Here is a 21,743-nt window from a genome sequence, read left to right as displayed (position 1 = left end):
TCGCGATAGTAGCCGTAACGGGGATAGTAGCCGTAGCGGGGATAGTAACCTCCGCCATAGTAACCGCCACCGTAGTAGCCGCCGGAGCCGAAATACAAGGTCAGGCCGGAGCCGCCATAATAAGGGCTACCCCATCCGCGTCTGTAGTAGGGGCCTCCCCAACCGCCGCGCCAGCCGTATCCGCCATACCCGCCGTAACGGCGGTGATAATACTGCACATTCTGGACGTCGCCTTGTGCCTTGATCTGAAGGTCGGGCGCCTGAAGCGGCATCGCCTGCACAGGTCCGACGGGGGTGATCAGGGAGGCGGCGGCCAAGCTGCAGCCGATAACGAAATTGCGAAATCCCGTCATTTTGTCCTCGCTTTCGGAAAGCACTGCCTTCCGGTTGTGTCCCTGTCTGTATTACGTTTTCTTTTCTTGGTTTATTCATGGCAACGGGCAAGGAGCGCGTAGCGGAGAGCCACCGGATTTCCGTCCGTGCATCGTCTTGTCCAGAATGCGCCGGTCCGTGCCGCGCGTCACTGTAATATTTGCCCTGTCTTCTCGGGAGCTGGGCAACGGAGAATGCGATGCAGTTGAAGTTTGGTACCAGCGGCCTGCGTGGCCTCTCAGAGGAACTGAAGGGTGAGCCTTCGGCTCGCTACGCGACCGCGTTTGCGCGCTATCTACTGACGTCCGGACGCAGCCAGCCGGGTGATCCCATCGCGATCGCCCGAGATTTTCGCGATTCGAGCCTGGAGATCGCCGCGGTCTGCGCCTCGGCGCTTGCGCGCGAAGGGCTACGCGTCTTTGATTGCGGCACGGTGCCGACGCCGGCGCTTGCGCTCTACGGCCGCGAATGCGGAGCGGCCGGCCTGATGATCACCGGCTCCCATATCCCGGCCGATCGCAACGGCATCAAGTTTTATCGGCCGGACGGCGAGATCGACAAGGAAGATGAAGTCGCCATCAGCCGGATTGCCGATGAAATCGCCGGGCAGGTCGCACCCGTCGCGGATCAGGGGATCGGTGAGGATCATGAGTCCCGCGCAGCCACGCTTTTCATGGAGCGGAACCGGCAGTTGTTGCCCGCCGGAGCGCTTGTCGGCCTCAAGGTCGGCGTCTACCAGCACAGCACCGTCGCCCGGGACCTTCTCGCCGAGCTGATCGCCTTCTTTGGCGCCGAGGTCGTCGCCCTTGGACGCTCGGAACACTTTATCCCGGTCGACACCGAAGCTGTGTCTGCTGAAACGATCGAACGGCTTCAGGAGTGGGCACGTGAACACCGGCTCGACGCGATCGTATCGGCGGACGGTGACGGCGACCGACCGCTGGTTGCGGACGAGAACGGCGCGCCGTTGCGCGGCGATCTCCTCGGGTTGATTGCCTGCGGCTTCCTCGGTGCGACGCGGGCCGTTACGCCGGTCACGTCGAATTCCGGCCTGGAGCGCAGGGAAGGGCTCTCTGTGCTGCGCACCCGTGTCGGGTCGCCCTTCGTGATCGCTGGAATGCAGCAGGCGCTGGACGAAGGTTCGACCAAGGTCGCCGGCTTCGAGGCCAATGGCGGCACGCTGACGGCCAGCCCGTTCGTCGTCAACGGCGCAACCCTCCAGCCGCTACCCACCCGCGACTGTGTCCTGCCGATCGTCGCTGCACTGGCCGCGGCGGCAGAGGCCAAGCTCTCGCTGTCGGCGATGGCCGCATCCTATCACCTTCCCGTGGCGCTCAGCGACCGGCTCGAAAACTTTCCGGTCGAAACCAGCGCCCGGCTGATGGCCTATTTGCGCGGCGGTGACGAAAACCTCGCCGCATTTCTGGCGCCGATCGGCAAGCCGGCGGGCGTCAGCGACATCGACGGGCTGCGGGTGACGCTCGACGACGGTCGGATCATTCACTTCCGCCCCTCCGGAAATGCGCCAGAGATGCGCTGTTATGTCGAGGCGGATACGGTAGAGGCGGCCGAGCGGCTGCTTTCGAGCGGTCTATCCACAATCCGGCATTGGGCAAAAACCGCCTCGAACTGAGTTTTTTGTCCTTCGACACGAAAACTTCAAAAAGCCTGTTGACACTTCGACTCGAGCCTTTTACACACCCGCTCGTCGCCCAGATGGCGGAATTGGTAGACGCGCCAGCTTCAGGTGCTGGTACTCGAAAGGGTGTGGAGGTTCGAGTCCTCTTCTGGGCACCAAATTCCCAAACCAAATCTTTGATTTGGTTTTGAAAAACCCCGGTTCTCCGGGGTTTTTTCGTTTCTGGCCTCTGGCCGGATTCCGCGACGATTTCCTGCCTTCCAGTCCGCACTTTTCGACCAGAATGGTTGCATGCTCGGGATATTTTCGCGCGGCGCGCCTTGAAGCTTGGGTCGGCAGCATTGATATTCTATCGGCGATGAAAGGGCAGGCTTTCCGAGCGAGGGCGGCGCCCATGTTATCGTCCGCCGGGGCGGCGGCTTTGAGGAGGACGAAGCGATGTCTGAGACACGTCGCAAGCTGACGACCATATTCTCCGCGGACGTCCAGGACTACACGCGGCTGATGCGCGCCGACGAGGAAGGTACGCTCGCCACGTTGAAGCGCCACCGCGATGCCATGGGACGGCTGATCGAGGCGCATGAGGGCCGTGTCGTCAACACCTGGGGCGATGGGCTGATCGCCGAGTTTCCGAGCGTCGTCGAAGCGCTGCGCACCGCGATCGATGTGCAGAACGAACTTGCCGGCTGCAACGAGAAATGTGCGGCCGACGAGCAGATGCTGTTTCGCATCGGCATCAATCTCGGCGATGTGATTGCCGAGGGCGACGATCTCTATGGCGACGGCGTCAATGTGGCAGCCAGGCTGCAGGCGTCCGCGCCGGCTGGCGGCATCGTCATCTCCAACACCGTGTACGACCAGGTGCGCAACAAGGTCGCTGTCGGTTTCGATTTTCTGGGACCTCTTGAGGTCAAGAACATCGATGGCGGTGTGCCGAGCTATGCCGTGCGGATCGGCACGGACGATCCCCGTCCGGCCTTTGCCGCCGAAACCTTCGGCCGTCGCGTTGAAGCCGCCGCTCCGGAAGCGGCCCAACCGCGCCCTGAGCCGAAACCCGTGGGCGTGATTGCGGCGATCAGGAGCGGATCGCTCCCGGTCCTCTGCATCGTTGCTGCGGGATTGGTCGCTCTCAACCTTTTGACCTGGAACGGAACCTTTTGGTCCGTCTGGCCGCTTCTTGGTCTTGCCATCCTGGCCGGCCTTGCCTGGATCAAGGCCAACCCGTGGGTGGACCGCAGCATCGGCATGCTGGTGCTCTCGGGTTTGGTGCTTCTGAGCATCAATCTCTTGACGTGGCGCGGCGTCTTCTGGGCCGTCTGGCCGCTACTCGCCTTCGCCGTGGTCGGCGGCATCCGCTGGGTCACGCGGCAAGGCCGCAGGCTCGGCTCCTGACGCCTATCCGCGGCTTTCCGAACCGGCCGGCGAGCTGTCGCGCGTCGTCGGCTCGTCATCGAGGGCTTCCGGCTCTTTCGGCTCGGCGCCCAGCACTTCGTAGATCTCCAGGGCGGAGGCGCGGCCCTTGGCTTGCGCTGTGCCAAGCGGTCGGAAGTGGATCGAGCCACCCGTATGGGCGACGACCGCGCCGCTCGCCATGATCGTCGTGCCGTAGTTCTTGTTCATGCCCTCGAGGCGCGAGGCGACGTTCACCGTGTCGCCCATGGCGGTATATTGCAGCCGCTCCTTGGCGCCGACATTGCCGACGACGGCGGTGCCGGTGTGGATGCCGAAGCGCGTGCGGAACTCCGGCAGTCCCTTCTTGCGCTGTGCTTCGTTGAAGATGCTGAGGCGCTGCTGGACCGCGAGCGCGCACCGACAGGCATTCTCCGCGTGTTTATCGTCCGGTGCAGGCGCGTTCCACATGGCAAAGACCGAATCGCCGAGGAACTGGATGATCGTGCCGTCGTGCTCGCCGACCGTCTCGCTGAAGATGTCGAAATATTCCGACAGCATCGCCACCACCTCCTCGGGCGAATGCCGTTCGCTGAGCGTGGTGAAATCGTAGATGTCGGTGAAGAGTGCGGTGACTTCCTGGCGCCAGGCGGCGCGGCCGCTGAAGTGTCCGGATTCGATGCCCTTGCGCACCAGCTCCTTCGGCACATAGAGCGCAAAGGTGAAGATCGCGTCGCGGGCTCGGTTCATGGCGCCGCCGAGCGTCGAGATTTCGCTGACATGCGAGGAAACGTCGATCGGGGTGGTGAAGTCGAGGTCCTGCAGCCGGTTGGCGCTGGCGGTCAGCTGGTTGAGCCCCTTGGTGATCAGATGCGCCAGCACCAGAGAGGCGAGCACCGCCAAGGCTACCACGGCCCCGGAAATCGCCAGCCCCTGAACGAGCGTCTTGTTGGCGTCCGCCATCAGTTCGTCGAGCGGGGCGGCCACCACGGCCCGGTTGCCGGAGAGAAGCAGCGCGGATTCGAGCGGTGTCACCATGACCAGATAGGTGCGGTCCCCAACCTGCACGAAATCGGCCTTGCCCGGCGCTGGCGGATGCTGACGGATGCTCTGGATCAGCGGATCGCTGTCGGCCTGCACGATCGGAGCGTCCTTGTCCTTGGCCGCCATGATACGCCGCATCATCACCCTGTCGGAGTGGATGATCGGCCGGCCGACGGCATCGAGGATGAAGGAGACCGAACCGGTCGTCAGCCGCTCGCGGGCGAGGAAATCGGTAATCGTGTCGAGGACGACGTCGGCGCCGATGACGATCTGAGGATTTCCGCGATGCGCTTGGGAGATCGTCATGCCCAGCGTTTCGGTCGTGGCACTTTCGTAAGGGCCGGTCGAGACCGCGGCCTTGCCGTTGACGGCGGCGCGATACCAGGGCCGGGTGCGCGGGTCGAAGCCCGAAGGAGGCACGATCCGGTCGGAGAATTGCATGCCGTCCTTGTCGAGGAAGAGGACGCGCTGCAGCGGCTTGCCGCTTTCATCGACTTCGATCGAGCGCACCGCGATGGCGGCACCCCGCGGCGCCTCGAGTGCCATGCGCCATGCAACCTGCTTGAGGTCCACCATGTGGAAGAAGGCGCCGTTGGGATAACCGACATAGACCCCATCGATATGCGGCGACCGGCTGATGCCTTCGCGCAGCACCGCCACCTTGTCGGCCATGCGTTCTGGCGGCGGCACAAGGAAGGAGTTGGCGACCGAGGAGACGAGGCTGACGAGGGCTGAGGTATCGCCCGACAGCACACCCAGCCGATCGACCAGCCGACTCATGAAGCCGCGCATGTTGGCTTCGGCGTCGGCGATCGCGGCGTTGCGCGAGCGATGGTAGTCGAGCCCGACAAGCGTCGCGGAAACGACGATCAGCATGGCGACCATGACGAGGCTGAACAGCGATCGCAGCGAGCTGTTCCAGCCGTCGCGTGTCTTGCCTTGTCGAGCGCCGGGCGCCGTATCTACCATTGCGTTTCTCTGAATCCGTAACGATGCCTCGGCGACGACCTTAACGTGCAAGGTGGGTCGCATGTGCAAGAAAAGTTAAATGCGAATCCCATAAAACACGTTAATCGGCGGGATGCACGATCCCACCGAGATCAGCAGCGAAAAATCGATGCCTCAGTTCACCGTTACGGGCTTCGAGCGCATGCGCGCGACGGTTTCGCGTTCGGCGCGCTTGCAGCGCATCGGCGGCAGGCCGCGATCCATCAGGTCCATGTCCTCGAGCACCATGTCGCCCATCTTCTTGAAGGCGCTGTCGAGCGCGCCGGCGCGATGGGCCGAACGCAGGAAGCCCGGCAGGCGGCGAACGGGATGGTCGAGCGGCAGGGGCTCCTGCGGAAAGACGTCGCTCGCCGCCACGATATGGCCGCGCGCGACGGCTGCGATCAGCGCATCGAAATCGACGACGCCGGCACGACTGAGCAGAATGAAGGCAGCACCCGGACGCATGCGAGCAAACGCCTTCTCGCCAAGGAAGCCTTCGTTCTCGCTGGTCACGGAGGCAACGACGAAGACGAAGTCGCTCTCGCCAAGCACGGTGTCGAGCGGTGCCGGTTCGACGCCGTTGTCCCGCAGGATCGAAGCCGGCATCCAGGGGTCGAAGACGCGGATCTTCGCCCGGAAACCGGAGAGTAAACGGTTCAAGGCCTTGCCGAGATCGCCGAAGCCGATGATGCCGATCTCGGCGCCGGAGAGAAGGCGTGCCGAGCTGTTGCCGTCGCCGCCCCAAAGTTCGCGCCCCTCGCGGAAAGCAAGGTCGGCGTCGACGACGCCGCGGGCGATGTTGAGCGCCATGGCGAGGCCGAGTTCCGCCACCGGCTCGGCGAAGACCTGGCCGGTCGTCACCACATGGATGCCACGCTCGAACAGCACCTCATAGGGCATGTTGTTGATCAGGTTGCTTTCGACGTTGAGGATCGCTTTCAGCTGGCCCATGCGCTGCAGGGTGGCGTGGTCGAGCGGGGGCTGGCCGATGATGTAGCGGGCGTTGCCGAGTACCTCGTCGTCAAGGCTTGCGATATCCTCCGGGTCCGCTTCGACAATGCGGTAGCGGCGATGCAGGTCCTTGAGGGCATCCGGTGTGAAGATGAGATCGAGCGTGCGCGGTGCGGGTGCACTGATGGCAAGCGGCCGGTTGTCGGGCATGGTTCCTCCCACTGCCTGTTTCCTTTGATCATATCGATCGAAGGATAAGAACATGCAGCACTTCAAAGCGCTACCGTGACCTTTGCGCGGCGCTGCAGATGGAGGATGCCCCAGGCGCTGGTCGTGAAGTTACGAACCGATGCGCCGCTTAACAAACGGACGGCTGGTCCTGATGCTTTGCCTTCGGACGAGGATTGCTTGCCGTGTTTTTGCTTAGTAACCGAGGCCACGCTTCTGCCGATAGAGCGACGGCGGCAGGTCGCTGCCCTGGAACACCGGCCCGTCGCCGCGGCGGCAATTGTAGATCGTGTCGTAGACAGGGCCGCCGCGGGCTGACGATTCGAACGGATAGTTGCGGTCGACAAAGGTCTGCTCGCAGACGGTTTGGTCGCCATCGCCGTTCAACGGGTCCATCTGTCGCACGCCCGGCAGGTCCCGATAGGTCTGTGCCGGCGCCGGCACGGCCGTCAGCCCGATCGCCAGCGCGAGCGTGGAAAGAGCGAGGGCGGATTGAAAAGACGTCATCGTCAGGACTTTCAAAAGGCAGCCGGCGGGCGGAACGTGACAACGGTATCGCCGACGCCAAACTTGCGCTATAGGCCACGTCACTGCGTTTGATCTGGGGATTTTCGATGGCGAATGCAATACGGTTCCATGAAGGCGATATCTCCGCAGCCGACGCCGACCGCTATCGAGGCGCGATCGCGATCGACACGGAAACGCTCGGCCTCATCCCCCGTCGTGATCGTCTTTGCGTGGTGCAGCTGTCATCGGGCGACGGAACGGCTGACGTGATCCGCATCGCCGCCGGCCAGAAGGAGGCGCCGAACCTCGTCTCCATGCTTGCCGATCCGGCCCGCCAGAAGATCTTCCACTTCGGCCGCTTCGACATTGCCGTCCTCTTCCATACCTTCGGGGTGACGACGACGCCGGTCTTCTGCACCAAGATCGCCTCGCGGCTGGCCCGCACCTACACAGATCGCCACGGCCTTAAGGACAACCTCAAGGAAATGCTCGACGTCGACATTTCCAAGCAGCAGCAATCGTCCGACTGGGCAGCAGAGACCCTGTCTCAGGCGCAGCTCGAATATGCCGCCTCCGACGTGCTGCACCTGCATGCGCTGCGCGACAAGCTGACGGCGCGCCTCATCCGCGATGGTCGCATGGAGCATGCCGATGCCTGCTTCGCGTTCCTGCCGACGCGCTCCAAGCTCGACCTGCTCGGCTGGGACGAGACGGATATCTTCGCTCACAGCTGAGCTGCGTTGGGCGGCTACGGCGTCAGGTAGAGGACGACCGCATAGCGCGCCGCCTTGCCGATGGTGACGAACAGCAGGAACAGCGGCAGCTTCATGCGCAGCAATCCGGCGACCAGCGTTAGCGGGTCGCCGATGACCGGCAGCCAGGAAAGAAGCAGCACCGGCTGGCCGTAGCGGGCAAAGAGCGCCTCTGCCTTTTGCCGATTGGCCGGCGAAACCGGAAACCAGCGGCGTCCCTCGAAGCGGATCAGGAAACGCCCGAGCGCAAAATTGACGACGGCGCCGAGCACGTTGCCTGACGTCGCGGCGATGAAGAGGGCAGGGCGGCTCGTTTCGCCGTGCAGAGCGGCGGCGACGATCGCAGCTTCCGACATGCCGAAAAGCAGCGTCGCCGACAGGAAAGCGGCGGAAAAGACGCCGGCAAGAATTCCGAAATCCAGGATCAGCTCCTGTCCGTATGGCCGAGATCGCGCTCCGGCTCGATGATGTCGCGGATGCGCTGCTTCAGTTCCTTGGGGCCGGGAAAGCCGCCGTCCCGCTTGCGCTCCCAGATGAGCGCGTCATCGACACGGATCTCGAAATTGCCGCCGGTGCCGGGAATGAGCGCCACTTCGCCGAGCGACTGCCCGAATGTCTGCAGCAGTTCCTGCGCCATCCAGCCGGCGCGCAGCAGCCAGTTGCACTGGGTGCAGTAGAGGATGGTGATGCGCGGCTTCTGGTCCATCGGGTGTCTCGGATGTGCTTCGGGCGGCGACCATAGCGGTCGCCTCAGTTGGAAACAACTGCGTTCCGGGAGTTCGTGCTCACGCTGTGCTCACATGATTGTCAACCAATTTAGTCATGTTTTTATCGGCGGATAGCTTGCTTTGCGCGGGCGTCGCGGCGAGACAATGCGGCATTGCACAAATTGTCGCACCCAACCGCCGGAGAGGCCTCTTAATGACCGACGTCACCGTTTCCAGTTCCCGCCCGCGCGCCATCCTGCCGGCGCTGGAAAAGTTCTATCTGCCGCTCAACACATCCGCCGAGACGCTGTTGCGTGTGCTCGCCGGCGCTCTGCTCGCGGTTCACGGTTTTGGCAAGATCACCAATCCCTTCGGCGCGATCGGCATGGTCGAGGGCCTCGGGTTCTATCCGGGCGTCTTCTGGTCGCCGCTTCTCGCCGCGACCGAGTTCTTCGGCGGCATTCTGATCGCGATCGGTCTGTTGACGCGCCCGGCCGCCTTTGCCGGCATGATCGTTCTGCTCGTCACCGTCTACTTCCACGGCATCGTCCAGGGTGAGGGGCTCTTCGGCGCGGAGAAGTCGATCCTCTGGGCAGCGATCCTGTTCTTCTTCGCCATCCGCGGCGCCAACAGCCAGTCTGTCGACGCCAAGCTCGGCAAGCAGTTCTGATCGAACGAACGATGGTCGGACAAACGGGGAGGCGGTGAAAACCGGCCTCCCCGTTTTCGTCGGGCTGCCAGCGAGGTTTCTGCCGTCGCTGATCGCTCAGGCGCTTTCCTTGGCCGTGACGCTGCGAATGGTCATCCGGTGTACCTTGCCCGACCGGTCCTGCCAGTCGATCGACTGGCCGACGGAGAGCCCGATCAGCGCCGCGCCGACAGGCGTCAGCACGGAGATGCGGCCGGCCTCGATATCGGCCTCGCCGGGATAGACGAGCGTCACCTGCTTGGCAAAGCCGTTGTCGGCCTCGAAGGCGACGGTGGAGCCCATCTGCACGCTATCGGCGGGCAGCGCGCCGGGCGCGCCGACGCGGGCGCGGTCGAGTTCGGAGAGCAGCGCCTCGGCCACATCAGGCACGCGTTCGAGCGCGGAGGAGGCGAGCGCCGTCAGCCGCTTGTGGTCTTCGGCATTGATGATGATCGGGGGAAGTTTCTTGCGGGTTGCCGCCATGATGGGACCTGACACGTTCAATCGAAGCGCACGACAGGGCGCAATCGAATAGGTTTTCTGGAGATTGGCGCTCGTTCAGCCGCGCTCGGAAATTTCTTCTGCCGACGCGAAAGGCTCCCCTGACCCGGAGAGCGCAAGCGTCCGGGCTGGGGTCAGGTTCCTGCGATCGGGCACACCCGGAAGCAGCAATGAGAAGAAATCATCGGCATCATCATGCCCCAAAGGTCGGAAAGTTCGCTCCCGAAGTCAAGGCCCGCATGGATCCGTCGGCATCATCGCATCGCCATGTGACCTCTTGAACAGTGGCCGCGCTCGTGGTCAATCTCCACGGTCGATGTGAAGGGAATGCGATGATGCGGGTGCTGGTGGTTGAAAACATGGCGAAGACCGAGCTTGGCCAGGTCGGCACGGCGCTTCGCGAGGCAAAGGCGGAGATCGAAATCCGCCGCGCCTATCTTGGCGAGGCCGTTCCAGAAGCACCGGAAGGCTACGACGCGCTTGTGGTGCTCGGTGGCGAGCAGAGCGCGCTCGACGATGCCGCCTATCCCTATCTGCCTGAGCTTGCCGCGCTGATGCGCCGATTCGGTGATAGCGGCCGTTCCGTGCTCGGGATCTGCCTCGGCAGCCAGCTTCTCGCCCGCGCCTATGGGGGCCGGAACCTGCTGGGCGAGGCCAAGGAGTTCGGCTGGTGCGAGGTGCAGGTGCGCGGTGAAGGTGGCGAGGACCCGGTCCTTTCCAGCGTCGGCGAGCGCTTCCCGATCTTCCAGTGGCATGGCGACACTTTCACCCTGCCCGAAGGGGCGGTCCATCTCGCCGAAAACGCCGTTACCCGACATCAGGCCTTCCGCATCGGCCGTGCCGCCTACGGCACCCAGTTCCATTTCGAGGCGGACACGCACCTCGTCGAGGACTGGAACCGGGCTTTCCCGGATACGATCAAGCGGCTCGATCCCACCTGGCTTGCGCGCTACCGCGAACACGCCGCGCGCCACGGCCGGCAGGCGGATACCGCGGGCCTGGCTCTTGCCCGCGCCTGGGTCGCGACGATCATCCGCCAGCAGGGCAGCGCGGCAAATGAGGAACCGGCGTTGGAGGAGATTAGCGGATGAGCGATGCACCAAACGGCGGCTGCTTCTGCGGCAGGATCCGCTATCGGTTGAAGGCAGCGCCGATGTTCGTCAATTGCTGCCATTGCAGCGATTGCCAGCGTCAGGTCGGCAGCGCCTTCGTCGTCAACGGCGTGATCGAGCGTGACAATATCGAACTTACCGGAGGCGAGCCGGTCGTCGTCACACTTCCGACGGACAGCGGTCGCCCGCATGACGTCTACCGTTGCGCCGAATGCCAGACGGCGCTCTGGAGCGACTACGGCCGGCGCGGCTGGCTTTCCTTCCTCCGGATCGCAAGCCTTGACCGCCCGTCGGAATTTCCGCCGGACGCGCATATCTTCACCCGCTCCAAGGTCGCCTGGCTGTCGCTCGAGGGCGGCGCGCCGGCTTTCGAGATTTATTACGACATGAAGACGTTGTGGCCGCCGGAAAGCCTGGCGCGGCGCGAGGCCGCGGAAGCGAAAGCAAAAGCGTGACAGCCAGCGAACGCGACAAGATGGCAGCCGGAGAATGGTACTCCTGCCTCGTCGACGAACTCGAGGCGCTGCGGATGACGGCGCGTGTTGCTGTCCATCGGCACAACACCATGCCGCCCGTCGAGCGTGGAACCATGGCGCCGGCGCTGCGGGCGCTGTTCGGTGCCGTTGCCGATGACGTCTTCATAGAGGCGCCGTTCCATTGCTCCTACGGCATCAACATCCACCTTGGCGCCCGCGTCTATCTCAATGCCGGTTGTACCATCCTCGACAGCGGTCGCGTCACGATCGGCGCAGGGGCGATGCTGGGGCCGAACGTGCAGATCTATTGCGCCGAGCACCACAGGGATGCCGTGCTTCGCGGCCAGGGTCTCGAAGTCGCCAAGCCGGTGACGATCGGCGCAGATGTCTGGATCGGCGGTGGGGCGATCCTTCTTGGCGGCGTGACGATCGGCGAGGGCGCGATCGTTGGCGCGGGCTCGGTGGTGACAAAGGACGTGGCGGCTGGCGCCGTGGTCGCCGGCAACCCGGCGCGCCCGCTCCGCCGACGGACCACTTAAGACGATTTTACAAGGATGATTTTTGATGGCGAATGACATGAAGACGATCCGTGTGCGCCCGGCGCGGCCGGACGATGCACTGGCGTTGTGCGCTTTTCTCAACGAGATCATCGCGATCGGCGGCACCACCGCTCATCAGACGCCATTTACGCCTGAGAGCTTCGTTGCGCATTATCTCGCCGGTCCCGGCTTCGTCAGCTGCTTCGTCGCCGAGGACGAGGCGGGTGAGCCCTGCGCCTTCCAGGCGCTCGACCAGTGGGACGGGATACCAGAGGACTGGGCCGACATCGGCACTTTCTCGCGCCCCGGCAACAAGGTGCCCGGCGCCGGTACGGCGCTCTTCAAGGCGACCTGCGACCATGCCCGTTCGATCGGCCTCAGCGCCCTCAACGCCACCATTCGCGCCGACAATACGGGTGGGCTTACCTATTACAGCAAGATGGGCTTCGTCGACTACAAGGTCGACAAGGCCGTGCCGCTTGCGAACGGGATGCTGGTGGACCGTATCTCGAAACGATTCCTGCTTTCAGAGGGGTGAGGCGGACGCTGTCGCCAGACCTTTCGGTACTCTCCCAATTCCATCCTCGGACTTGATCTGAGGATCCAGGCCCGGACAATCACGAACCGACGTCACGCCGGCCGAACGCTTCGCTCCACCATGGCCAGGATCGTCTCACAAAGTTCGCCCCGCGCCTCTTCGGCCGTGATGTCTCCCGTCGCTGCGGCGTTGGAAAGGCCATCGGCGGCGCCGAGCATCGCCCAGAACGCAGCCGCGGCGATCCGCTTCTCTCCCGTGAACGGGCTCAGCACCTTCCGGCACTTCTCGATGTAAATCAGCTGATAGGTGCGTTTGACGCTCGCAAGCTCGGGCGAGCCGGCGAGCGCTGCCAGCACGCCGGGGATCTCGCGGCCCTGTGCCAGCACGCACTCGACATAGGACGCGGCAATGGTCCTGGCGGTTCCCTGAAGCGTCGGATCACTCGCGGCAATGGCGGCATCCATCACCACCGCCTGGCGCGCGTCGAAATCCTGGTAGAGCGCTGCGAGCAGGCCGTTGCGGCTACCGAAATGATCGTAGACCACCGGCTTTGCGACCGCTGCCGCCTCGGCCAGACGCGGCAGGGTCAGCGCGTCCGTGCCTTCGTCGCGAACGAGGCTCCATGCCACGTCGATGAGTTGGTTCAGCCGCTGCTCGCGGCTCAGGCGAACGCGCTTTGCAGCGGTCGGGCTTGTTTCCATTGCACTTGACATCGCTATATACCAAAAGTAACTTACCTTAAGTATATAAGATAAACCCTCCCATCGCAACCATCCGCCGACCTGACGGCCGGCGGCCGAAACGGCATGCGCACGCGTGCCGTTGGCAAAGGATTCGTGCTCAATGACTGACGTCTCACTCCCTCACTCCCAAGGCCGAAGCGCATGGCTCGGCCTCATCGCCGTGCTGCCGCTGGTCCTCATCGTAGCCATGGACGGCTCCATCCTCTATCTCGCCATGCCGCGCGTGACTTCGGCCCTCTTGCCCACCGCCGACCAGGCGCTTTGGATCCTCGATATCTACGGTTTCGTCGTCGGTTCGTTGCTGATTGCCTTCGGCAATATCGGCGATCGCTACGGGCGGTTGAAGCTGATTATGATCGGTGCGGTGATCTTTGGTGCAGGATCGCTCGGTGCGGCCTATGCGCAGTCGCCCATGGCGTTGATTGCTTCCCGGGCGCTGATGGGGCTCGGCGGCGCGACATTGCTGCCCTCGGGGCTCGCAATCGTCAGTGCGCTGTTTCCGGATCCGCGACTGCGGGCGCAGGCGATCGGCATCTTCGCCGCCACCTTTGCGGCCGGCTTCGCCATCGGTCCGGTGATCGGCGGCATCCTTTTGCAGCGGCTTGAGTGGGGCGTGGTGTTCCTGATCAATGTTCCCGTCGTGCTCGGCTTCCTCATCGCCGCACCAATCCTTCTTCGCGAAGTGCGCTCCACGACGTATGGCCGCATCGACCTGCCAAGCCTCGTCCTGTCCTTTGCCGGTATCCTGCTCACCACCTATTCGCTGAAGACCGCAGCCGCCTACGGCTTTACGCCGCTCCAGACGCTCTCGGGGATCGTTGGCGTCCTCGCCATCGTACTGTTCCTTCGCCGGCAAACGCGGATCGCCTATCCGCTCCTCGATCTCGGCCTGTTTCGCGACCGCATCTTTTCCATCGCCATTCTCACCGGCCTCCTGCCGTTGGTCGTCTGGTCCTCCGTCGGATACCTCTCGGGCATCTATCTGCAATCGGTCCTGGGCTTTGATGTTTTTACCGCGGCACTTTTGACCTTGCCGGGCGCCGGCGTGCTGATGGCGACCTGCGTCTGGACGGCGCGCATCGTCGATGCGGTCGGGCGTAAGAGGGCGCTTGTCGCGACGCATCTCCTGATCGCAGCCGGTCTCTTTCTGCTGCTATTTACGAGCACCGAGGCGGGCGTTCCAGCCCTTATCGCTTCGACGGTGGTTGCGGGCATCGGCTACGGCCTCTCCTTCAGCCTCGTCGCCGAGATCGCCGTATCGGCCGTGCCTGCCGAACGCGCCGGTGCCGCGGGCTCGATCGCCGAAACCAGCAACGAACTCGGCAACGCGCTCGGTATCACGCTTTTAGGCTCGCTGGCGGCACTCAGCTTCCGGCTGCTCGGCCCCGGCGTGGCCGGCACGCTCAACGAAACCCTCGATAACCCGGGTCTGTCGCCAGAAACGGTGCTGCAGGCCAAGGAAGCCTTCCTCACCGGCCTTCACATCGCGGCCGGCGTCGGCGCACTGTCGCTGCTCGCATTGGGCATCATCGCCTGGCTCTGGCTGCCGAAGAAGCTGCCGGAATAGCAGGGCCGATTGCCTAGAGCTTTACGCGATAACGGTCCCGCCGCTCCGGGTGTCGCCTCTCCCTCTCCGCCGTCATCCTCGGGCTTGACCCGAGGATGCACACCCATGCTCTCACCAAAGTTCGAAGTAGAGGTCGCGCCAGTCCGGGTTCATCTTCTCGATAAGCTCGATTTTCCATTGGCGGTACCAGCGTTTGAGAGACTTCTCTCGCTGAATGGCTGTGCCAATTTGAAGATGTTCTTCGTACCAGACGAGCTGGGCGCAGCCGTATTTTGATGCAAACCCCGGCGTCAGTCCCTCCCGGTGCTCGAAGATACGGCGTTCGAGATTGGAGGTGACGCCGATGTAAAGCGTTCCGCGCTTGTGGTTCGTAACGATGTAAACAAATCCGGCCATCACGCACAGGTTGCTCGTGTATGGATCCTCGGGTCAAGCCCGAGGATGACGACCGTAGGGGTGTTTCGACTGGGGAGGGGCGACCCCGGCGCGAAGACGAGCCCCCACGTCATCCGTCGACGGACTGTTTCCGCCGCGCGGGGCTTAATCTCTTAAGCGCGCCGTTTTCCTCCTACGTCATCCTCGGGCTTGACCCGAGGATCCAGTCGCGGAGGCCGTCGCGGGCGTGACGTTTCTTCCTGCCATCCGCAATTCAGCTTCCCGCCGGGCGGCTCTGGCGTAACTCAATCACGAACCAAAAAGAGCGACCCGAGGGCCGCCCTTTCAACTGTAGAAACATGCGGCGCTGCCGCTTATTCGTCGCCCATCTTGAGCGCGGCGATGAAGGCTTCCTGCGGGATTTCCACCTTGCCGAACTGGCGCATGCGCTTCTTGCCGGCCTTCTGCTTTTCGAGCAGCTTGCGCTTGCGGGTGGCGTCACCGCCGTAGCACTTGGCCGTCACGTCCTTGCGCAGCGCCGAGATCGTTTCGCGGGCAATGACGTTGCCGCCGATGGCCGCCTGGATCGGGATCTTGAACATGTGCTTCGGGATCAGCTCCTTGAGCTTCTCGCACATTTCGCGGCCGCGCTTTTCCGCCGCCATCCGGTGCACCATCATCGACAGTGCGTCGACCGGCTCGCCGTTGACGAGGATCGACATCTTCACGAGATTGCCTTCCTTGTGCTCGGTGATCTGATAGTCGAACGAGGCGTAGCCCTTGGAAATCGACTTCAGGCGGTCGTAGAAATCGAAGACGACTTCGTTGAGCGGCAGGTCGTAGGTCAGCATCGCGCGGGTGCCGACATAGGTCAGCTCGATCTGGATGCCGCGGCGGTCCTGGCAGAGCTTCAGGATGCCGCCGAGATAGTCGTCGGGCGTCAAGATCGTCGCGCGGATCCACGGCTCGTGGATTTCGGCGATCTTGACGACGTCGGGCATGTCGGCCGGGTTGTGCAGTTCGCGTTCCGAGCCGTCGGTCATGAACAGCTTGTAGACGACCGAAGGTGCGGTCGCGATCAGGTCGAGGTCGAACTCGCGCTCCAGGCGTTCCTGGATGATTTCGAGGTGCAGCAGGCCGAGGAAACCGCAGCGGAAACCGAAGCCGAGAGCCGCAGACGATTCCATTTCGAAGGAGAACGAGGCGTCGTTGAGGCGCAGCTTGCCCATGGCCGAGCGCAGGTCTTCGAAGTCGGCGGCATCGACCGGGAACAGGCCGCAGAAGACCACCGGCTGCGCCGGCTTGAAGCCCGGCAGCGCGGTTGCGGTCGGGCGCTTGTCCTCGGTGATGGTATCGCCGACGCGGGTATCGGCCACTTCCTTGATCGAAGCGGTGATGAAGCCGATCTCGCCTGGGCCGAGCGCATCCATCGCCACCATCTTCGGCGTCAGCACGCCGACGCGTTCGATCGTGTATTTTGCGTCGGTGCCCATCATGCGGATGGTCATGCCCTTCTTGAGCGTGCCGTCGATGATGCGCACGAGAACCATGACGCCGAGATAGGTGTCGTACCAGCTGTCGACGAGCAGGGCCTTCAAGGGCGCCGCATCGCCGCCGTCACTCTTCGGCGCCGGCAGCTTGGTGACGATCGCTTCGAGCACGTCGGGGATGCCGAGGCCGGTCTTTGCTGAAATCAACACGGCGTCGGAAGCGTCGATGCCGATCACTTCCTCGATCTGCTCCTTGATGCGGTCCGGTTCGGCCGCCGGCAGGTCGATCTTGTTGAGCACGGTGACGAGCTCGTGGTTGTTGTCGATCGCCTGGTAGACGTTGGCGAGCGTCTGGGCCTCCACCCCTTGAGACGCGTCGACGACGAGCAGCGAGCCTTCGCAGGCCGACAGCGAGCGCGAGACTTCGTAGGCAAAGTCGACGTGGCCGGGGGTGTCGATCAGGTTCAGCACATAGGTTTCGCCATCATTGGCCTTGTAGTGCAGGCGCACCGTCTGGGCCTTGATGGTGATGCCGCGCTCACGCTCGATATCCATGCTGTCGAGCACCTGCTCGGACATCTCGCGCTCGGCGAGGCCGCCGGTGGTCTGGATCAGCCGGTCGGCAAGCGTCGACTTGCCGTGGTCGATGTGGGCCACGATCGAGAAGTTGCGGATATGCGAAAGGGGCGTCTTCGAAGATGTTGTGCTCATGGGCCGCATATAGCAGTGCCTTCAACCGCCGCAAAGCGGGAAATGAAGGCTTCGTTCACTATAAATCAGGCTATTCGGCCCCCGCCTCCGCATCGACGAGCGCGCCGGCATTCGGCACCTGCGCGCTCCTGATCTCGAAGCTCTCGCGCTCGGCCGCCGGCACCTCGTCGCGTTTGCGCAACCTGAGCAGCACGAAGAAGGCATAAAGCGCAGCAACGACCATCGCCGCATAGATGAACGTGCGCTGCCCGAATACCGGTGTCAGCAGCGTTACCAGCATCGGCACGGCGGTCGCGGCAATCGACCAGGCAACCAGCATGGTGCTCGCAAGCGGCACGAAATCGGCGGGATCCGTGCGGTCGTTGGCATGCGCGTTGGCGATCGAATAGACGGTCTCGACCGCCCCGGCGAAGAGCGCAAAAACCAGCATCAGAAGGAGCAGATTGCTGAAGGAGGCCGAAAGCGCGAAGAAGCCGGCAGCAAGGATCAGCAGGCACGTGCCGATCAGCACCAGGCGGCGGTCGATCCGGTCCGACAGCGTTCCCATCGGGTACTGGATGGCGATCAGGCCGAACTGCATGACGAACATCAGATTGGCGACATCGCCCTGGCTGACATTGTTGGCGGCCGCATAGATCGGCGTGAAGCCCTGCACCACCATCGACAGGCCGCCGGCGGCAAGCACGCCGATGAAAGCGACCGGGGAATTGCGCCAGACCATCGGGATGTCGATGCTGACCTTGGCCGGCGGTGGTGGCGTCGGCAGGCGGGTGAGCCCGATCGGCAGAAGGGCAAGGGCGGTGAAGAAGATGGTGACGAGCGGCGGCAGGTTGCCGTCCGCCGGGATCTGCCCGAACAGCCAGGCGCCCGTGCCGAGCCCGATGACATAGGCCATGTAGAACAGCGCCATCGCCTTGCCGCGCCAGTGGTTTTCGCTCGCATGGTTGAGCCAGCTCTGGGCGATGATGAAATTGGTGTTGCCGGACGCGCCATAGAGGCCGCGTGCAAGCACCCACAACAGCGGATGCATGCCGAGCGCGATCGTCAGGGCCGAGAGAATGACGAGCGCCATCGAGCAGGAGAAGGCGCGCGCATGGCCGACACGACGGATCATCGGCCCGGCGATGACGCAGCCGATCAGTCCGCCAAAGGCAATCATCGTTACCGCCGCTCCCGGCACCCAGTCCGGCGCGTCCGAGCGCGTCAGCGCGAAGGGCACATAGGCGAGCATCATGCCGTTGCCGATCGCCACCGCCGTCATCGAGGCGACGATACTGGCGATCGAGGTCAGCGAGGAGGGCTGCTTGGTCATGTCCAACCTGTCGATGGAGGCCGCCCGTGCGGGTGCGCTGGCGTGATGGATGAGGGACGTCTAAAGTATTGAAGTGAAAGCTTTTCTCGTTTCTGCATCCGAAACCGCCACCATAGCCGAAACACCCGTGTCGCGCTGTCGCCAATGCGGCATCGCATGCCCGTATTTTTCAGTCTTTCGTAGTCTTGACTCCACTATATGAGAAATGCAATCTCAAATAATGGAAAACGTCACCGACCCTCTCGAACATGCCATCGGCGAGCGCATCCGCACGCTGCGGACGCAACAGAACCTGACGCTCGACGAGCTCGCCTCAAGCTCCGGCGTCAGCCGGGCGATGATCTCGCGCATCGAGCGCGGCGAGGCGAGCCCGACCGCCCAGCTTCTTGCCAAGCTTTGCAGCGCGCTCTCGACGACCCTTTCTGCGCTCTTTGCCTTCGAAGCCGAGGAGGCATCACCGCTTGCCAGGCGCGCCGATCAGCGGCTCTGGCGCGATCCGGAATCCGGCTATCTGCGCCGCTCCGTCTCCCCGGACGGTCTTGGCTCGCCGATCTATATCGTCGAGGTTGAGTTTCCGCCCGGTGCCCGCGTCGTCTTCGAGCGGCAACCCTCCGATCGCGGCATCACCCAGCATCTCTGGCTGTTTTCCGGGCGGCTCGAAATGACGACTGCATCCGGCTTCCATTCGCTCGAGCCAGGCGACTGCCTGTTCATGGGGCTGGAGGCGGGCCACATCTTCCACAACCCCCACGATGAGCCGGCTCACTATGCCGTCATCCTCTGCCGCACCAAGGTTTGACCATGTCCGATATTCAGATCCGCCTGCTGTCTGCGAATGAAGCGCTGGCCGCCATCCCTTCGCTCGCCGAGGTGCTGTCCGATTGCGTCGAGGGTGGCGCCTCGGTTGGTTTCATGCAGCCCTATCCGCCGGAAGCGGCACTCGCCTACTGGCGCGGCGTCGCGGAGGCGGTTGCCGGCGGTGAGACGCTGCTGATGGTTGCCGAGGTTGCCGGCCGCATCCTTGGCACCGTGCAGGTCGGCGTCGCGCAGATGCCGAACCAGCCGCATCGCGGCGACCTGAAGAAGCTGCTCGTGCATCGCGACGCCCGCGGCAAAGGCCTGGCGCGCCGGCTGATGGACGCGGTCGAGCGCGAAGCCGCCACCCGTGGCAAGACGCTGCTGGTGCTCGACACCGCGACCGGCAGCGATGCCGAGGCGATCTACCCGCGCTTGGGCTGGGAGCGCGTCGGTGTTATCCCGGATTACGCCATGTGGCCGGAGGGCGGCCTCTGCGCCACGACGTTCTTTTACAAGCGGATTGCGGCTTAGTGGCATTTGTCGCGGCTCGCGATTGCCCCTCTCCTCGGGTTAAACCCGAGGACTAACCCTCTCCCCGCTCGCGGGGAGAGGGGACATGCGCGAGGTGCGGGCTGACCGTTTCACGCCTGATCGGAGAACCCGCGAGCGTACACTGTGGCCGAGCGGGCGCCGCGCGTCTCCTTCGCCCCGCCTGCGGGGCGAATGTGGCCGGCAGGCCGGATGAGGGGCTTTGCTCAGCTTGCCAAGTCTGAAGCCTCGGGTAGGGTACGGGGCACCCGTCTGCAGCCTCTTCAGGACATCCCCATGCGCATTTGTTACACCGAAGACCACAAGCTCCGTGACGCCAAGACCGAGCTTTTCGGCGGCGAACTTGTGCCGCCTTTCGAGGCGCCGTTTCGCGCCGAGTGGATTCTGACGGCGGTCAAGGAAGCCGGCTTCCACGATGTCGTGGCACCGGAACGTCACGGTCTCGATGTCGCGCTCAAGCTGCATGCGCCCGATTATCTCGACTTTCTCGAAACCGCCTGGTCCCGCTGGGTTGCCGATGGCTACCGCGGTGAGGCGATTCCGGCCTGCTTTCCGGCGCGGCGTATGCGCCAGCGGCCGCCGAGGGATATCGATGGCGCGCTCGGCTACTATTCCTTCGCGGCGGAAACGGCGATCACCGAGGGTACCTATGCGGCCGCGCGCGCCGCGATGGATTGCGCCATCTCGGCCGCCGACCACATCCATGCCGGCAACCGTGCCGCCTTCGCGCTCTGCCGCCCGCCCGGCCATCATGCGGCGATCGATCTCTATGGCGGCTATTCCTTCATCAACAATGCTGCCTGCGCCGCCCAGCGCCTAAGGGATCATGGTGCCCAGAAGGTTGCCGTGCTCGACGTCGATTTCCACCATGGCAACGGCACCCAGGATATTTTCTACGAACGCGGCGACGTCTACTTCGCCTCGCTGCATGGCGACCCCGTCGAGGCCTTTCCGCATTTCCTCGGCTTTGCCGACGAGGAGGGCGCCGGCGCCGGGCTCGGCACGACGAAGAACTATCCGCTGCCGCGCGGTACGCTGTTTGACGCCTGGTCGGCCGCCATGGCCGATGCGCTCTCGCGCATCGAGGCCTTCGGTGCCGAGGCCCTGGTCGTCTCGCTCGGCGTCGATACCTTCGAGCGCGATCCGATCTCGTTCTTCCGACTGAAATCCGAAGATTATCTGCGCATGGGTGAAGCGCTGCGGCGCACCGGCCTGCCGGTCGTCGTCTGCATGGAGGGCGGCTACGGCGTACCGGAAATCGGCCTCAACGTCGCCAATGTGCTGAAGGGTATTTCTGGCTAAAGGTCAGCATTCGGAAAAATGCGCTTGCCGCTATTGACCTCAACTTTACTTGAGGTCGTACGACTGCTCTCGTTCAAAGGAGATCAGAGGAAAAGAGCTATGAGCAGTCAGTCAAATAGCGTGGCGCCGCTTTACCGCATCAACAAATACACCGTGCCGGCGGAAGCCCGGCCGCAATTCGTCGAACTGGTCGACAAGACGCTGGCCGTCATTCGCAAGCAGGATGGTTATGTGAAAGACCTGTTCCTGGAGCAGCATGCCGGTCCCGGCCAGTTCGATTTCATCACCATGATCGAATTCGCGAGTGCCGACGTCGCGCCCAAGGTCGCAGCCGCGCTGATCGAGTTCGACCGCCAGCTCGGCCTCGATCGCGAGGCGCTGATGAAGACGCTCGGCATCCGTACCGATTTCGCCAGCTACCGGGCCTTCGGCGGGCTGGCTGCCTAGGGCCGTTCCAGCAAAC

At 63.6% G+C, this 21,743-nt stretch carries 24 protein-coding genes and 1 tRNA gene; 14 read left to right on the top strand and 11 right to left on the bottom strand.

The window, feature by feature from the left end:
• A partial coding sequence (locus L981_RS14575) for a hypothetical protein (protein ID WP_043617247.1) occupies positions 1-353 on the bottom strand: 353 nt, incomplete at its 3' end.
• 224 nt (positions 354-577) lie between these two features.
• Between L981_RS14575 and L981_RS14570 the strand changes: the two genes are divergently transcribed.
• From L981_RS14570 to L981_RS14560, 3 genes are all read left to right on the top strand, one after another.
• On the top strand, positions 578-2,005 hold the full coding sequence (locus L981_RS14570) for a phosphomannomutase (RefSeq protein WP_043617244.1): 1,428 nt from the start codon (positions 578-580) through the stop codon (positions 2,003-2,005).
• Positions 2,006-2,082: 77 nt separating this feature from the next.
• Positions 2,083-2,169: transfer RNA gene (locus L981_RS14565), tRNA-Leu, on the top strand.
• Between the two features lie 280 nt (positions 2,170-2,449).
• On the top strand, positions 2,450-3,403 hold the full coding sequence (locus L981_RS14560; protein WP_043617207.1) for an adenylate/guanylate cyclase domain-containing protein: 954 nt from the start codon (positions 2,450-2,452) through the stop codon (positions 3,401-3,403).
• 3 nt (positions 3,404-3,406) lie between these two features.
• On the opposite strand, the gene L981_RS14555 is transcribed toward L981_RS14560, so the two are convergent.
• From L981_RS14555 to L981_RS14545, 3 genes are all read right to left on the bottom strand, one after another.
• Positions 3,407-5,413 carry an adenylate/guanylate cyclase domain-containing protein gene (locus L981_RS14555; RefSeq protein ID WP_082006023.1) on the bottom strand — a complete coding sequence of 669 codons (2,007 nt, stop codon included), beginning with the start codon at positions 5,411-5,413 and terminating at the stop codon, positions 3,407-3,409.
• Positions 5,414-5,566: 153 nt separating this feature from the next.
• Positions 5,567-6,595 (bottom strand): hydroxyacid dehydrogenase, encoded by a 1,029-nt coding sequence (locus L981_RS14550; RefSeq protein WP_043617204.1) that lies wholly within the window; start codon positions 6,593-6,595, stop codon positions 5,567-5,569.
• A 213-nt stretch (positions 6,596-6,808) separates the two neighbouring features.
• A complete protein-coding gene (locus L981_RS14545) occupies positions 6,809-7,120 on the bottom strand; it encodes a hypothetical protein (RefSeq protein ID WP_043617202.1) in 312 nt (103 codons plus the stop codon).
• A 107-nt stretch (positions 7,121-7,227) separates the two neighbouring features.
• Here L981_RS14545 and L981_RS14540 point away from each other — a divergent pair, with 107 nt between their 5' ends.
• On the top strand, positions 7,228-7,854 hold the full coding sequence (locus L981_RS14540) for a ribonuclease D (RefSeq protein WP_043617199.1): 627 nt from the start codon (positions 7,228-7,230) through the stop codon (positions 7,852-7,854).
• 14 nt (positions 7,855-7,868) lie between these two features.
• Here L981_RS14540 and L981_RS14535 read toward each other — a convergent pair whose 3' ends face one another.
• Together L981_RS14535 and L981_RS14530 are read right to left on the bottom strand one after the other, a co-directional pair.
• A complete protein-coding gene (locus tag L981_RS14535) occupies positions 7,869-8,213 on the bottom strand; it encodes a YqaA family protein (RefSeq protein WP_043617238.1) in 345 nt (114 codons plus the stop codon).
• 83 nt (positions 8,214-8,296) lie between these two features.
• Positions 8,297-8,578, bottom strand: a complete 282-nt coding sequence (locus tag L981_RS14530; protein WP_029742402.1) for a SelT/SelW/SelH family protein — start codon at positions 8,576-8,578, stop codon at positions 8,297-8,299.
• A 215-nt stretch (positions 8,579-8,793) separates the two neighbouring features.
• Here L981_RS14530 and L981_RS14525 point away from each other — a divergent pair, with 215 nt between their 5' ends.
• Positions 8,794-9,249 carry a DoxX family protein gene (locus L981_RS14525; RefSeq protein ID WP_043617196.1) on the top strand — a complete coding sequence of 152 codons (456 nt, stop codon included), beginning with the start codon at positions 8,794-8,796 and terminating at the stop codon, positions 9,247-9,249.
• A 96-nt stretch (positions 9,250-9,345) separates the two neighbouring features.
• Here L981_RS14525 and rnk read toward each other — a convergent pair whose 3' ends face one another.
• Complete coding sequence (gene rnk, locus L981_RS14520; RefSeq protein WP_043617194.1) at positions 9,346-9,750, bottom strand: nucleoside diphosphate kinase regulator; 405 nt, start codon at positions 9,748-9,750, stop codon at positions 9,346-9,348.
• 353 nt (positions 9,751-10,103) lie between these two features.
• Between rnk and L981_RS14515 the strand changes: the two genes are divergently transcribed.
• The 4 genes from L981_RS14515 to L981_RS14500 are packed head-to-tail and all read left to right on the top strand — an operon-like array spanning position 10,104 to position 12,433.
• A complete protein-coding gene (locus tag L981_RS14515) occupies positions 10,104-10,859 on the top strand; it encodes a type 1 glutamine amidotransferase (RefSeq protein WP_052201803.1) in 756 nt (251 codons plus the stop codon).
• The gene (locus L981_RS14510) at positions 10,856-11,335 is read left to right on the top strand and encodes a GFA family protein (protein ID WP_043617191.1); all 480 of its coding nucleotides are present in this window, start codon (positions 10,856-10,858) and stop codon (positions 11,333-11,335) included. Before L981_RS14515 ends, L981_RS14510 begins: the two co-directional genes overlap by 4 nt.
• Positions 11,332-11,895 carry a sugar O-acetyltransferase gene (locus L981_RS14505; RefSeq protein ID WP_043617189.1) on the top strand — a complete coding sequence of 188 codons (564 nt, stop codon included), beginning with the start codon at positions 11,332-11,334 and terminating at the stop codon, positions 11,893-11,895. Before L981_RS14510 ends, L981_RS14505 begins: the two co-directional genes overlap by 4 nt.
• 25 nt (positions 11,896-11,920) lie before the next feature.
• Complete coding sequence (locus L981_RS14500; protein WP_043617186.1) at positions 11,921-12,433, top strand: GNAT family N-acetyltransferase; 513 nt, start codon at positions 11,921-11,923, stop codon at positions 12,431-12,433.
• Positions 12,434-12,525: 92 nt separating this feature from the next.
• On the opposite strand, the gene L981_RS14495 is transcribed toward L981_RS14500, so the two are convergent.
• Entirely contained in the window at positions 12,526-13,146 is a 621-nt protein-coding gene (locus L981_RS14495; RefSeq protein WP_043617184.1) for a TetR/AcrR family transcriptional regulator, read from the bottom strand.
• A 130-nt stretch (positions 13,147-13,276) separates the two neighbouring features.
• Here L981_RS14495 and L981_RS14490 point away from each other — a divergent pair, with 130 nt between their 5' ends.
• Entirely contained in the window at positions 13,277-14,743 is a 1,467-nt protein-coding gene (locus L981_RS14490) for an MFS transporter (RefSeq protein WP_043617181.1), read from the top strand.
• Between the two features lie 111 nt (positions 14,744-14,854).
• Here the strand turns inward: L981_RS14490 and L981_RS14485 are convergent, their stop codons facing one another.
• The 3 genes from L981_RS14485 to L981_RS14475 all read right to left on the bottom strand — a co-directional run bounded on the left by L981_RS14485 (position 14,855) and on the right by L981_RS14475 (position 18,631).
• Complete coding sequence (locus L981_RS14485) at positions 14,855-15,139, bottom strand: GIY-YIG nuclease family protein (protein ID WP_043617178.1); 285 nt, start codon at positions 15,137-15,139, stop codon at positions 14,855-14,857.
• Positions 15,140-15,492: 353 nt separating this feature from the next.
• Positions 15,493-17,319, bottom strand: coding sequence for a translation elongation factor 4 (gene lepA / locus L981_RS14480; protein WP_371258870.1), 1,827 nt, complete (start codon positions 17,317-17,319; stop codon positions 15,493-15,495).
• A 70-nt stretch (positions 17,320-17,389) separates the two neighbouring features.
• A complete protein-coding gene (locus L981_RS14475) occupies positions 17,390-18,631 on the bottom strand; it encodes an MFS transporter (RefSeq protein ID WP_043617171.1) in 1,242 nt (413 codons plus the stop codon).
• A gap of 220 nt (positions 18,632-18,851) precedes the next feature.
• Between L981_RS14475 and L981_RS14470 the strand changes: the two genes are divergently transcribed.
• The 4 genes from L981_RS14470 (at position 18,852) to L981_RS14455 (ending at position 21,727) form a co-directional block, all read left to right on the top strand.
• On the top strand, positions 18,852-19,430 hold the full coding sequence (locus L981_RS14470) for a helix-turn-helix domain-containing protein (RefSeq protein ID WP_082006022.1): 579 nt from the start codon (positions 18,852-18,854) through the stop codon (positions 19,428-19,430).
• 2 nt (positions 19,431-19,432) lie between these two features.
• On the top strand, positions 19,433-19,960 hold the full coding sequence (locus tag L981_RS14465) for a GNAT family N-acetyltransferase (RefSeq protein ID WP_043617165.1): 528 nt from the start codon (positions 19,433-19,435) through the stop codon (positions 19,958-19,960).
• Between the two features lie 294 nt (positions 19,961-20,254).
• Positions 20,255-21,280: a histone deacetylase family protein gene (locus tag L981_RS14460; RefSeq protein WP_043617162.1), complete on the top strand. Its 1,026-nt coding sequence runs from the start codon at positions 20,255-20,257 to the stop codon at positions 21,278-21,280.
• A 99-nt stretch (positions 21,281-21,379) separates the two neighbouring features.
• A complete protein-coding gene (locus L981_RS14455; protein ID WP_043617159.1) occupies positions 21,380-21,727 on the top strand; it encodes a hypothetical protein in 348 nt (115 codons plus the stop codon).
• The last annotated feature ends 16 nt before the right edge of the window (positions 21,728-21,743 follow it).

It is taken from the genome of Ensifer sp. ZNC0028, assembly GCF_000799055.1.
GTDB lineage: Bacteria > Pseudomonadota > Alphaproteobacteria > Rhizobiales > Rhizobiaceae > Ensifer.
Note: the sequence above shows the minus strand (reverse complement) of the source record. Positions and strands in the feature narration are given on the sequence as shown.

Excerpts from the sequence above, each read along its gene's own strand:
- L981_RS14475 (WP_043617171.1), bottom strand. The coding sequence starts at position 18,631 with ATGACCAAGCAGCCCTCCTCGCTGACCTCGATCGCCAGTATCGTCGCC.
- lepA (WP_371258870.1), bottom strand. The coding sequence starts at position 17,319 with ATGAGCACAACATCTTCGAAGACGCCCCTTTCGCATATCCGCAACTTC.
- L981_RS14470 (WP_082006022.1), top strand. The coding sequence starts at position 18,852 with ATGGAAAACGTCACCGACCCTCTCGAACATGCCATCGGCGAGCGCATC.
- L981_RS14495 (WP_043617184.1), bottom strand. The coding sequence starts at position 13,146 with ATGTCAAGTGCAATGGAAACAAGCCCGACCGCTGCAAAGCGCGTTCGC.
- L981_RS14485 (WP_043617178.1), bottom strand. The coding sequence starts at position 15,139 with ATGGCCGGATTTGTTTACATCGTTACGAACCACAAGCGCGGAACGCTT.
- L981_RS14555 (WP_082006023.1), bottom strand. The coding sequence starts at position 5,413 with ATGGTAGATACGGCGCCCGGCGCTCGACAAGGCAAGACACGCGACGGC.
- L981_RS14460 (WP_043617162.1), top strand. The coding sequence starts at position 20,255 with ATGCGCATTTGTTACACCGAAGACCACAAGCTCCGTGACGCCAAGACC.
- L981_RS14560 (WP_043617207.1), top strand. The coding sequence starts at position 2,450 with ATGTCTGAGACACGTCGCAAGCTGACGACCATATTCTCCGCGGACGTC.
- L981_RS14500 (WP_043617186.1), top strand. The coding sequence starts at position 11,921 with ATGGCGAATGACATGAAGACGATCCGTGTGCGCCCGGCGCGGCCGGAC.
- L981_RS14525 (WP_043617196.1), top strand. The coding sequence starts at position 8,794 with ATGACCGACGTCACCGTTTCCAGTTCCCGCCCGCGCGCCATCCTGCCG.
- L981_RS14515 (WP_052201803.1), top strand. The coding sequence starts at position 10,104 with ATGCGGGTGCTGGTGGTTGAAAACATGGCGAAGACCGAGCTTGGCCAG.
- rnk (WP_043617194.1), bottom strand. The coding sequence starts at position 9,750 with ATGGCGGCAACCCGCAAGAAACTTCCCCCGATCATCATCAATGCCGAA.
- L981_RS14510 (WP_043617191.1), top strand. The coding sequence starts at position 10,856 with ATGAGCGATGCACCAAACGGCGGCTGCTTCTGCGGCAGGATCCGCTAT.
- L981_RS14465 (WP_043617165.1), top strand. The coding sequence starts at position 19,433 with ATGTCCGATATTCAGATCCGCCTGCTGTCTGCGAATGAAGCGCTGGCC.
- L981_RS14490 (WP_043617181.1), top strand. The coding sequence starts at position 13,277 with ATGACTGACGTCTCACTCCCTCACTCCCAAGGCCGAAGCGCATGGCTC.
- L981_RS14550 (WP_043617204.1), bottom strand. The coding sequence starts at position 6,595 with ATGCCCGACAACCGGCCGCTTGCCATCAGTGCACCCGCACCGCGCACG.
- L981_RS14530 (WP_029742402.1), bottom strand. The coding sequence starts at position 8,578 with ATGGACCAGAAGCCGCGCATCACCATCCTCTACTGCACCCAGTGCAAC.
- L981_RS14540 (WP_043617199.1), top strand. The coding sequence starts at position 7,228 with ATGGCGAATGCAATACGGTTCCATGAAGGCGATATCTCCGCAGCCGAC.
- L981_RS14455 (WP_043617159.1), top strand. The coding sequence starts at position 21,380 with ATGAGCAGTCAGTCAAATAGCGTGGCGCCGCTTTACCGCATCAACAAA.
- L981_RS14545 (WP_043617202.1), bottom strand. The coding sequence starts at position 7,120 with ATGACGTCTTTTCAATCCGCCCTCGCTCTTTCCACGCTCGCGCTGGCG.